An 11,052-nucleotide genomic window follows, 5' to 3' on the forward strand; every position below is an offset into this window, starting at 1 on the left:
ACTATTGACATTAAAAAACGAAACACTCCATATGAGAGTTTTTTTTTGTTATCTATGGTTTAATAAAATAATTCATTTTTATTAAGCAAGGATAATCATTAAAATCAATGGTAAGTAAAGCGTTCTATATGATAAAATATGTTGAGTAATAATCATGGACAAATATAAGGTTTAATAAAAATGAAAGGGTATAAAACATGAACAAAACAACGGTTAAAGAAAGTGGTATTAATGATATTTTCAAGGAAAGGTATAGTAATGATACAGTATTATTAGTTGCAACATCAAAAGATGACGTTCCATCTGTTAGATGTGTGGATACATTTTACTATGATGAATCATTTTGGATTGTTACAGATTTGCGTTGTAATTATGTTAAAGACATCCAAGCTAATCCATTTGTTATGATATCCGATGGTGGACACAACAGGTTTTGGTGTAAAGCAGAAATTACAGGGCATCCACTAGAGGTGAAAAATCAAACGATTCGTGAAGTCTATATGAGAGTATTTAGTCATTGGTATGAAGAAGTCAATAATGAAAAGCTAGATAGTGTTTGTTATATTAAAGTAACGCCTTATAAAGGCTATATCCATAAAGATAAACTTGGATATACATTCAATCTTACTGAGGATATGGTCAGTATAAATAACATAACCCATCATATTGATGTTAAACTTAGCCCATTTTGGTAATCTATTGTAGTGACAGTTATGATTTTTTACCGTTTTAATAATTTAATAAGCAATATACATACGATTATACTAAGATATATATTTAAAAATTATAAATTAGGTCTTTAGGTCGTTATTGTAGTATAATGAGTTTGTTATAGTTATGGATAACTATATAGAAAAGAGGCCACATCATGAGTGAGTTAAACTTTAAACTTTATCAAACACCTATGGCTGAAAATATTGGTTCTTATGTTTTGTTCCAAGCGGGAAAAGGGAAAAAGAATCAACCATCGATATATATTGAAAATAGTGTATTTGATTTTATTAGAGGCATTATTTGGAATAAATACCGCGAGTTTGGTAATCAGAAAAAAATTAACCAAATAAATAATGATGATTGGAATCGAATACTAGCTGGGTTTAAAGAAGCGGTTGTCGATTTAAAAAACTGCAAAAGTGCTAAAGATATAAAAAGCATACTATTTATCCCAAATCAAATCGATTTAGAAAGTGAAGCAATATTTCAGTCAAAAGAAAATATTCAAGAATTAATCACCGCGTTGATTGAATGGCTTGAGACCAATCTGAAAAAAGCAAAATATATTTTAATCATACAAAATATCTAACAAGCATTTATTGGTTTGTTAGATATTTTTTTATGAAAAATATTTCAGTTAATTAAAAATGATAGTTTAGCGAAGATCTTGATAATTAATTATATTAATCGCCAGTTCTTGGGTCTGGGTCTTCCTCTCCCCAAATTCTTCTGTTTGTAGACTGTGCATGAAACCAAGCATCTCTAAATATATCACCATATAATGATGAATTACCTGTATAAGCAGTGAAAGCAAGTTCAATAAGTTCAAGGTTAAGATTACGTAGTTCACCTTGACCATTATCATACCAAACATAAACTAAATAACGTCCCCAACTTGTACCGTCTCTACGTGGGGATTCAGGATCTGCTTCTAACACAATTCTTACTGCATTAGTTAATACAAAACAGACATAGTCAGTGACCGCTAAAGACCATGGTCTTGGTGGATTAGTATATGGGGCAGGTGTTGCAACACCTAAATACCTTGTTCTAAACACTACATCATTATCTAGTTCTTTAAACTCTGTTGAATGACCTGTTAGACAGTTTACAAGTTCAACCTCACCTATTCCATCTTCAATAAAATCATAACCTTCATAATCTCGTTCTAATCTTAATGCATCACTACGATCAGAATTCAATTGAGGTGTTGTTTGCGTGTTATCGGTTTCTGTTTGACACGCAGAAAGAACACCTACAAAAAATATAAATAATAGTGTTAACAATAGTTTCTTCATAGTATTCTCCTTATGTTTAGACATTATAACTTAATTTTAACATATTAAATTTCATATATAAAATGTGCAACACCATCCATTGATTTGGAATATTGAAGTTTAGATATTTTATTAAAAGAAAGATCAAAAGTTATGATTATAATTAAGTTTTATTTAAGCTTTTTCATTAAAGGACTTTGGTTGAAATAAGAACTGATTTTTTTTATACTTAAAGCGTAGGAGGTAGATTATGAGTCCAGAGATTGTTGGCTTAAGCATATTATTAATTGGTTTAATGCTCGTTATCGCAAAAGTCATTCGTATTTTTGTACCGTTTTTTTCAAAGTTTTTTTTACCGAGTAGTGTGATTGCAGGGATTCTCTTTTTGCTTTTAGGTCCTGAGGTTATTGGTAGATTGACACCATTTGAATATGGTTTATTTAGCGCGTCTATTATAGAGGTTTTGGGTAGTTTACCAGGTCTTTTAATTAGTGTTATATTTGCCTCACTCTTTCTTGGTAAGAAAATACCTAAGGCAAAAGATATTTGGCTTATGGCAGGGCCTCAGGCTGCATTTGGTCAAACCATAGCATGGGGGCAATATGTATTGGGTATATTAGTAGCGATATTGATACTTGTTCCATTTTTTGGAGCAAACCCTATGGTTGGGGCCTTAATTGAGATTGCTTTTCAAGGAGGACATGGAACCAGTGCCGGTCTTGCGAGTACCTTTGATGAACTAGGTTTTTCTGAGGGTGCTGATCTTGCAATTGGTCTTGCGACAGTCGGTGTCGTATCAGGTGTTATATTTGGTGTTTTCATTATCAACTGGGGTGTTCGTAAACATAAAACGAAGTTTTTAAAAGACCCGAGTGAGTTTAATGAGTCACAATTACGCGGGATTATTGATCCTGAGGAGCGTGAGGGTTATGGTAAAATGTCAGTGAGTCCAGAGTCTATTGAGCCACTCGCGTTACATTTTGGCGTAATTGCAATCGCTATTTTACTTGGTCAAGGGTTATTATCGCTTTTTCTTTTTATTGAGCAAAATACCTATGCTAGTAATGGTGGGTTTCAGTTGTTCGCTTATATGCCACTATTCCCACTTGCCATGATTGGTGGAGTTGTTGTTCAGTTGTTTTTAGATAAGTTTGATAGTAATAATTTAATTAGTCGTCCGATGATAAATCGTATACAAGGACTTGCATTAGATTTTTTAATTGTTAGTGCGATAGCTGCACTTAGTTTACAAGTTATTGGCGAGAATATTGTTATCTTTTTAACGCTTGCTATTGTAGGAATAAGTTGGAACTTATTTGCGTTTTTCTTCTTCGCAAGACGAATGATTCCAAAATATTGGTTTGAACGCGGAATTGGAGATTTAGGTCAGTCGATGGGGATGACCGCTGCAGGGCTCATGCTAATACGCATAGTTGACTCTGAGGGTGAAACTGGTGCTATGGAGGCGTTTGGATATAAGCAGTTAATGTTTGAACCGCTCGTTGGTGGAGGGTTTATGACTGCACTGAGTGTCCCCTTAATTTATCAGTTTGGACCAATCCCGATATTAATTTTTTCTTTTGTGGTAATGCTCATTTGGATGATGCTAGGATTGTTGTATTTTGGTAAGAAAGACTCAAGTGAAATTAAAGCATAGTTAAAAATAGATGTCACCAAAATGAACTGCACCTTTTCTATTGGAAGTACTTATGACCAATATTTGGTGCAGTTTTTAATGTGTCTATTTTTATTTTAAATTATATGTTACCATCAGATTCAATGGCTTAAGCCGTTGGCTAACAAAGCGTTTTCAAAAAAAGTTCTTTAATTTATATGGTATAATCATTCCAATTAATAAGGGGGCAAAAATATGAGTACGCTTAAGTTTCAGTATACAAGAACCGATTTTAATTATGTACAGTATTATGTTAATGGAACTTGGAAAGAAGGAAAGCTAAAAAGTGAAGATTCACTTAATATCCCAACGATGGCAACCGTTTTTCATTATGGACAAGAAGCTTTTGAAGGCTTAAAAGCATTTAAACGAAAAGATGGAAAAGTTCAGATTTTTAGACCTTATGAAAACGCCAAACGATTTCAGGCTTCTTGTGGGTACTTACTTATGCCTAAGGTTGAGATTGAAGACTTTGTCCAAGCGGTTATAAAAACCGTTAAAGCCAATCTAAAATTTGTACCAGATTATGGAACGGGTGGCGCTTTATATATAAGACCTTACATGATTGGTGTGGGTGAAACTTTAGCACCAACCCCTTCGCCTAGTTATATATTTGGTGTTGTAGTAGCTCCTGTTGGGGCTTTATTTAAAGGCTCATTAACTCCAGTTAATTTATTGGTATCAGAATATGACCGTGTTGCCCCTTTAGGAACTGGACAATATAAAATAGGTGGGAACTATGCTGCGAGCATGTTTGCTCAAAATCTAGCCCGTTTAAAAGGATATGATGATTGTTTATTTTTAGATCCTACTAGTCATACTAAAATTGAAGAAGTCGGTGCAGCTAATTTCTTTGGTATTACTAAAGATAATGTATATATATCACCGAACTCGCCATCTATTTTAAAAAGCATCACGAATATGTCACTCAAGTATATTGCAGAATATATACTTGGAATGAAGATTTCTTCAAGTGATATTTATATTAATGAGTTAGATCATATAGTAGAAGCTGGTGCTTGTGGGACAGCGGCTGTTATTACGCCAATTCGTAGTCTTGATTTTAATAATAATGTTCATATTTTTCCAACCCTTGATGCGGCAGGGCCTATTACACAAAAACTATATAACTTACTAACAGGCATTCAAACTGGGGATGTATTAGATCCAGATCATTGGACTATGATTGTTGAATAAATCCCTTAAAGGCGCACTGATATATTAGTACGCCTTTTTATTTAATCTGAGTTGGCTATAAATATTATTGGTTAATTACCTAGAGTTGATTACCTCGTTGTTTAACATAGTCGTTTTGGTATGATATGATAGTTATATAGATATACACTAAAATTTTATAAAGAGGCGATTTGATGAAAGATAATCATAATGAAAAACATGACCATTCAGATCATCATAATCACGACGAAATGATCAAGGATTTTAAGGGTCGTTTTATTGTTTCATTAATTGTAACGATTCCTATTTTATTACTTTCAACAATGATTCAAGAATGGTTTAATTTTACAATTGAGTTTACTACAAGACCTTACGTATTGTTTATATTATCAACGGGTATTTTTATTTACGGTGGATGGCCATTTTTAAAAGGCACAGTCAGTGAAATAAAAGATAAAAATCCCGGTATGATGACACTCATTGCCCTTGCGATTAGTGTGGCGTTTTTATATAGTAGTGCAACAGTTTTTGGATTAGAAGGCAATGATTTCTTTTGGGAGCTTGCTACATTAATTGTAATTATGCTACTTGGACACTGGATTGAAATGCGTTCAGTCATGAATGCATCTAAAGCAATTGAAAAACTCGCTGAAATGATGCCAAAAGAAGCATGGCTTGTGAAAGACAATGAGACAAAAAAGGTTTCAGTCGATGAACTTAAAAAAGGCGATATAGTCCTTGTTAAACCGGGGGAGAAACTTCCGGTTGATGGAGTAATTGTTGAGGGTAAAAGTTCTATTGATGAATCGTTTGTTACAGGCGAATCAACCCCAGTTAAAAAATCAAAAGAGGATAAAGTTTTAGGGGGTTCTATCAATGGCGATGGTTCAATCAAAGTTAAAATAACAAATTTAGGGAAAGAAAGTTATTTATCTAAAGTAATTGATTTAGTTAAAGATGCTCAAAAAAACAAATCAAGGACACAAGGAATAGCGGATAAAGCAGCATTTTATCTCACGATAATTGCGATTACGGTTGGGATAACTACATTTGTTGTATGGCTAATAATTACTCAAGATTTAGCGTTTTCTGTTACACGTATGGCAACGGTTATGGTAATTACTTGCCCTCATGCTTTAGGGCTTGCAATTCCACTGGTTGTAGCACAATCAACCGCAAAAGCAGCACAAAACGGTCTTCTTATTAGAAGCCGAACAGCTTTTGAGAACGCGCGTAATATTGATGCCATAGTATTTGATAAAACAGGGACGCTTACTGAGGGATCATTTGAAATTTCAACCATTAAAATTGTTCATGATGATTATGATGAGACATCATTCCTTAAATATGTTGCGTCCGCAGAACAAGACTCAGAACACCTACTTGCAACAGGTATATTAAAGAGTGCTAAAAAGAAAGAAATAAGTCTATATGATATAGAAGACTTTGAAGCAATGAAAGGCAAAGGAATCAAAGCCACTGTGAATAATAAGTTAGTGGAAATTTTAAGTCCAAAAGCCGCAAAGGAGCGTATAGATAAAGAAATAGAGTTGAGTGATGAATCACTTACAACTTATGTCTATGTTTTTATAGAAGATAGCTTAATCGGAGTTGTTGGCTTAAGCGATAAAATTAGAAAATCATCTTACAATACAATTAAAACATTAAAAGAAAAAGGAATAGCTTGTTATTTAGCCTCAGGCGACAACGAAGAAACTACGAAAAAAGTTTCAGAAGCACTTGGACTTGACGGATACTATAGTGAAGTATTACCTGATGAAAAACAGTCTATTATCGATGAACTACATAAAAAACATAATTTAATTGCAATGACAGGTGATGGGGTAAACGATGCACCTGCACTAGCTAAAGCAGATATTGGGATAGCCATTGGTTCTGGGACAGATGTAGCCGTGGAAACGGCAGATATTGTCTTAGTAAACAGTGATCCTAGTGATATCTTACATCTTGTAAATTTTGGTAAGAAAACCTATCATAAAATGATTCAAAACTTAATTTGGGCAACAGGTTATAACATCATCGCAATTCCACTTGCTGCAGGGGTTCTTTTTTCAATAGGGTTTATTATATCGCCTGCCATTGGAGCGATATTTATGTCTCTTAGTACAATCATCGTTGCAATCAATGCTAAACTACTAAATTACAACCAATAAATATTATATAGGTATATATTGTATAGTATGTATACCTATTTTTTCTTGAAAATAAACAATAGTTTATTGATTTAGAAGTTAGTTTAAGCTACAATTTAATAGTGTTTAACAATATTCTAAGCGTATTTTGTATTGAATTATACTTCAAAATTTAGGAGATTAACCATGGAACATTTTGTGACAAATATAGATATTTTAAAAGAAAAAGGACTCCTAAAAGTTGAGGTTATGTACAAAGCAATTTTACTCATCTATACTGAAGGAAAACTTTATGCAATCGAAGATAGATGTCCACATCTAGGGATATCCCTGGCCACAAGCAAAATTGATAATAACACAATTAAATGTAAAGAACATGGTTTACCGATATCACTTATAACAGGGGAAGTTATGAGTGAAACACAAGCAAGTTTTTTAAGGCTAGATAAAAACAGTAGACATATCAAAACGTACCCAGTTTTTATCAAAGATGACAAAGTTTATATTAAAATTTAGATAGTTATTATATAAGGGATCAATGCTATTATTGTGCAAATAACCCAATTAATAATATAGTCGCAACAGTAGTACTAATTAATTCTAATTTTATAAATATATAGATAATTCTATTTATTAGTAAATGGTTTGAGATAAAAAACTAACAATAAAAATGTAAGGGAGAAAAAAATGAAAAGAATAAGTATTATTTTTACTATGTTTTTAACTATTTTCATTATTTCAGCATGTACAAATGATTCAAAAAGGGATAACTTTGATCCAATTGAGTTACCCACGGAAAAGGTTGAACTAAGCTTTTGGTATGGAAGAAATCAAACCGAAGGGCAACGTCTTGAAGCATTATTTGAATCATTTAAAAATGAATATCCTGAACTTGATGTTACGCTAACAGCATCTAGTGGATTAAGTTTAACGCAAGGTACTTTACGTGAAAATGTTATGAATGCAATGAAGGATGATTTAGGCCCTACGATAATGTTAGGGAGTCTTAGTGATCAGGCGTATTATGTAGACGCAAGTTATATTTTAGCACTGGATGACTATATTAATCATCCTACTATTGGTATTGATAAAAATGATTTTATTCAAAGCTTTATAGAAGAAAACAAACTATCAGGAAAATACTATGGCTTACCTTTTTCTAAATCACCCGAGATTATTGTTTATAATAAAACATTATTTGATCACTATAATATTGTCATCCCAACTAATCGTGCAATAACATGGAACGATTTTGAAGTAATGACTAATACGCTTATTGGAAATGCTTCAATGAAGACAAAATATTTATATAGTATTGACTATCCTACACATTTTTATTTGACCGAGACAAATGCATGGGATGCTGGATTTACAACATTAGAAGGCAACATCCTAATCGGTGACGATAATGGAAATACAGAATCTATGCTGATTCATATTAAGAGTATGTTTGATAACCACACACTTGTATTACCTTCACAAGAAGGAGCACGTATAGATGGGTCTAGGTTATTACATCAAGGATTAGTTGCAATGATTCAAACAACCACTCGAGCAACACGGTTTAATATACCAACACAAACGAGTGTTCATAATGGTAAATTTGATTTATTTGAAATTGGCTTTATGCCAGCGTTTCAATCAACTACGTGTTTGTTTGATGAGGTATCATCTGAAAAATGTTCAGTAAATTATATTGGGAATAATCTTTCTATTAATGCTAATGCAACAGAAGAAGAACAACTAGTAGCGTGGTTGTTTATAAAGCACCTTACAAACACTGAAAACAGTGCGAATTTAGGCATTGAATTAGGTACATATCCAGTACGTTATTCGGCGATTGAAAGTAATGCCTATCAAACATTCTTGAATACATCTTATAGTACTTCAGGGGATAATACACTCTATTATCAAGCTCAGGCAGCAAAAGCTGCTTACCAGCAAATGAACTATTATCAACATATTCCGGTATTTACTGGAAACCCTGATTCAGATAAAGTTTCGCACAATGTTAGTATCATGATAACCTCACTTCAAACTGGCGATAGTGTTGAAGCTGTTATACAAAGGTTTAAGACTAATATTAGATAAGAAAATGGTTTTTCAAGTGTGCTTATCAAAAAATGAGGTATTTAAATGAGAACAATTACAGTTGAACCTTACAATCCAATGTGGCCAAGTGAATTTTTAGCAATCAGAAGCTATTTACTAAAGTCATTAAAAGAACAAGTCATCTGTATTGAGCATGTTGGAAGTACAGCTGTATTTGGACTTAGTTCTAAACCGATTATTGATATTGATATCGTGATAAGTAGTTATGATGTCTTTGATGAGGTTAAAGCCATTTTAGAAACTCTAGGCTATTATCATAATGGTGATCAAGGTATTAAAACACGTGAGGCATTTAAGTATGCGACGACATCTTTTATGACACATCACTTATATGTGTGTCCCCAAAATAGTGTTGAACTCAAAAAACACCTATTATTCCGAGATCATTTAAATGCCTGTGAAGTAGATAAAAAGGCCTATGCTAATATAAAAATAGAAGCCGCGAAGAGACATCCTCATGATATAGAGGCTTATCTAAAGATGAAAGGTATATTCATTAATAAGATTTATAAGCATCTTGGATTATAGACAATAAAATGGTATTTAGATTGACAAAAATAGTGAATTCTTGTAAACTTTACCCGAACAATAGCTCTATATGGCAAAGTAATTATCGTGGAGGATTTATGAAAAAATTGTTTACTATCCCAAATAGTCTAAGCTTATCTCGGTTAGTCTTTTTACCTTTACTTTACATCTTTTTATGGCAAGAAAAATTCGCTTTGTTTTTTGTGCTGTTTACCGTTTTAGGTTCCACAGATTTCTTAGATGGATATTTGGCTAGAAAATGGAATCAAGTAAGTAAGTTGGGTAAAATGCTTGATACAGTAGCGGATATGTTTTTTTACATTTCAATTGCTTATTACTTATACTATTTATATCCACATGCTATTATGTCAAACCGATACTTTTTAATCGCAGCTTTTAGTGTTTATGGATTAAGTTTTATGATTCCACTTGTTTTATATAAAAAAGCTTATACCCTGCATACCCGAATATTAAGAAGTAACGCAGTCCTTGTATATTTCATGATGTTGTTATCATTTTTCATGAGTACAACGATTTTATTAAGTATAATTTTAACGATATTCGTGATTGGGTTTTTAGAACAAATCTTAATTTTTATAAGATTTGGAGCAGTTGATCAAGATACAAGTTCTTATTTTGCATTAAGTTTAGAACGTAAATTAAAAGAATGGATTTTAGATAGATCAGCGTATAGTTTGTATATTAGTCATAAATCAAAATAAAACAGTACATCCTTATCACCTATGGATGTACTGTTTTTCTAAAATATATACTTAAATATTATGTTCCGCAATAAGTCACAAACTCAGTATCTAATGAAGGAACTTCACGGTACTTTTTAGAAACATCTAGATTAAAAGGATTTCTTAAAACATTTAAATACTCGTTATAGACTTCTAAATTTCCGTTACTCATTACGTGATCAAGTATGCGTTTGACTATTTGATTTCTTGGAATGATGATTGGATTATGTTTTTTCATTAAATCAAAAGGATTATTTTCAGAATTTATACGTTTTTTCCATACGAAATCCCATGCTTTAAAGGCATGCGTTTCAAAAAAATCATCATTAGAATAGTCTTGAAATGTTAGGGAAACCAGTGTTTCTGTATAATCTACTTTATATGTTTGCATAAGTTTTAATAAGTCATCAACAAGTGGGATATCACTGTCTATCATTTTTGATATACCTAATTTTTTTGTCATCATCTTGTAATAATGATCTTCAAATAAATAACCGAATTGTTCAAGCGCATGTTGAACTTTTTTTAATGCTATCTCATGATTACTATCAATCAAAGGAAGAATCATTTGGCCAAGCTTTGCAAGATTCCATGAGCCAATGTAAGGTTGGTTACCAAAAGCGTATCTTCCGTTACTATCAATAGAACTATAAACAGCGTTTAAATCAAAATGG

The 11,052-nt window shown here is 32.4% G+C and carries 11 protein-coding genes; 9 read left to right on the plus strand and 2 right to left on the minus strand.

Features of this window, described 5'->3' with window-relative positions; all coding sequences use genetic code 11:
* The first annotated feature begins 197 nt into the window (after nt 1-197).
* Both ACHAJD_RS09195 and ACHAJD_RS09200 read left to right on the plus strand, forming a co-directional pair.
* Complete coding sequence (locus tag ACHAJD_RS09195; RefSeq protein WP_435585575.1) at nt 198-695, plus strand: pyridoxamine 5'-phosphate oxidase family protein; 498 nt, start codon at nt 198-200, stop codon at nt 693-695.
* 173 nt (nt 696-868) lie between these two features.
* Nucleotides 869-1,303: a hypothetical protein gene (locus tag ACHAJD_RS09200; protein WP_435585576.1), complete on the plus strand. Its 435-nt coding sequence runs from the start codon at nt 869-871 to the stop codon at nt 1,301-1,303.
* A gap of 94 nt (nt 1,304-1,397) precedes the next feature.
* Here ACHAJD_RS09200 and ACHAJD_RS09205 read toward each other — a convergent pair whose 3' ends face one another.
* Nucleotides 1,398-2,012 carry a thermonuclease family protein gene (locus tag ACHAJD_RS09205; protein WP_435585577.1) on the minus strand — a complete coding sequence of 205 codons (615 nt, stop codon included), beginning with the start codon at nt 2,010-2,012 and terminating at the stop codon, nt 1,398-1,400.
* Nucleotides 2,013-2,241: 229 nt separating this feature from the next.
* Between ACHAJD_RS09205 and ACHAJD_RS09210 the strand changes: the two genes are divergently transcribed.
* The 7 genes from ACHAJD_RS09210 to ACHAJD_RS09240 all read left to right on the plus strand — a co-directional run bounded on the left by ACHAJD_RS09210 (nt 2,242) and on the right by ACHAJD_RS09240 (nt 10,357).
* Nucleotides 2,242-3,648, plus strand: coding sequence for a sodium/glutamate symporter (locus tag ACHAJD_RS09210; protein WP_435585578.1), 1,407 nt, complete (start codon nt 2,242-2,244; stop codon nt 3,646-3,648).
* A gap of 213 nt (nt 3,649-3,861) precedes the next feature.
* Entirely contained in the window at nt 3,862-4,863 is a 1,002-nt protein-coding gene (locus ACHAJD_RS09215) for a branched-chain amino acid aminotransferase (RefSeq protein WP_435585579.1), read from the plus strand.
* A gap of 173 nt (nt 4,864-5,036) precedes the next feature.
* A complete protein-coding gene (locus ACHAJD_RS09220; protein ID WP_435585580.1) occupies nt 5,037-7,016 on the plus strand; it encodes a copper-translocating P-type ATPase in 1,980 nt (659 codons plus the stop codon).
* Nucleotides 7,017-7,181: 165 nt separating this feature from the next.
* Nucleotides 7,182-7,511, plus strand: coding sequence for a Rieske (2Fe-2S) protein (locus tag ACHAJD_RS09225; protein WP_435585581.1), 330 nt, complete (start codon nt 7,182-7,184; stop codon nt 7,509-7,511).
* Nucleotides 7,512-7,682: 171 nt separating this feature from the next.
* A complete protein-coding gene (locus ACHAJD_RS09230) occupies nt 7,683-9,086 on the plus strand; it encodes an ABC transporter substrate-binding protein (RefSeq protein ID WP_435585582.1) in 1,404 nt (467 codons plus the stop codon).
* A 45-nt stretch (nt 9,087-9,131) separates the two neighbouring features.
* The gene (locus tag ACHAJD_RS09235) at nt 9,132-9,635 is read left to right on the plus strand and encodes a GrpB family protein (RefSeq protein ID WP_435585583.1); all 504 of its coding nucleotides are present in this window, start codon (nt 9,132-9,134) and stop codon (nt 9,633-9,635) included.
* Nucleotides 9,636-9,733: 98 nt separating this feature from the next.
* Entirely contained in the window at nt 9,734-10,357 is a 624-nt protein-coding gene (locus ACHAJD_RS09240) for a CDP-alcohol phosphatidyltransferase family protein (RefSeq protein ID WP_435585584.1), read from the plus strand.
* 58 nt (nt 10,358-10,415) lie between these two features.
* On the opposite strand, the gene ACHAJD_RS09245 is transcribed toward ACHAJD_RS09240, so the two are convergent.
* On the minus strand, nt 10,416-11,052 hold a 637-nt coding region (locus ACHAJD_RS09245; RefSeq protein WP_435585585.1), incomplete at its 5' end, for a protein adenylyltransferase SelO family protein.

Source organism: Liberiplasma polymorphum (assembly GCF_043951795.1).
Lineage (GTDB): Bacteria > Bacillota_I > Bacilli_A > Izemoplasmatales > Izemoplasmataceae > Liberiplasma > Liberiplasma polymorphum.

Excerpts from the sequence above, each read along its gene's own strand:
- ACHAJD_RS09195 (WP_435585575.1), top strand. The coding sequence starts at position 198 with ATGAACAAAACAACGGTTAAAGAAAGTGGTATTAATGATATTTTCAAG.
- ACHAJD_RS09200 (WP_435585576.1), top strand. The coding sequence starts at position 869 with ATGAGTGAGTTAAACTTTAAACTTTATCAAACACCTATGGCTGAAAAT.
- ACHAJD_RS09205 (WP_435585577.1), bottom strand. The coding sequence starts at position 2,012 with ATGAAGAAACTATTGTTAACACTATTATTTATATTTTTTGTAGGTGTT.
- ACHAJD_RS09210 (WP_435585578.1), top strand. The coding sequence starts at position 2,242 with ATGAGTCCAGAGATTGTTGGCTTAAGCATATTATTAATTGGTTTAATG.
- ACHAJD_RS09215 (WP_435585579.1), top strand. The coding sequence starts at position 3,862 with ATGAGTACGCTTAAGTTTCAGTATACAAGAACCGATTTTAATTATGTA.
- ACHAJD_RS09220 (WP_435585580.1), top strand. The coding sequence starts at position 5,037 with ATGAAAGATAATCATAATGAAAAACATGACCATTCAGATCATCATAAT.
- ACHAJD_RS09225 (WP_435585581.1), top strand. The coding sequence starts at position 7,182 with ATGGAACATTTTGTGACAAATATAGATATTTTAAAAGAAAAAGGACTC.
- ACHAJD_RS09230 (WP_435585582.1), top strand. The coding sequence starts at position 7,683 with ATGAAAAGAATAAGTATTATTTTTACTATGTTTTTAACTATTTTCATT.
- ACHAJD_RS09235 (WP_435585583.1), top strand. The coding sequence starts at position 9,132 with ATGAGAACAATTACAGTTGAACCTTACAATCCAATGTGGCCAAGTGAA.
- ACHAJD_RS09240 (WP_435585584.1), top strand. The coding sequence starts at position 9,734 with ATGAAAAAATTGTTTACTATCCCAAATAGTCTAAGCTTATCTCGGTTA.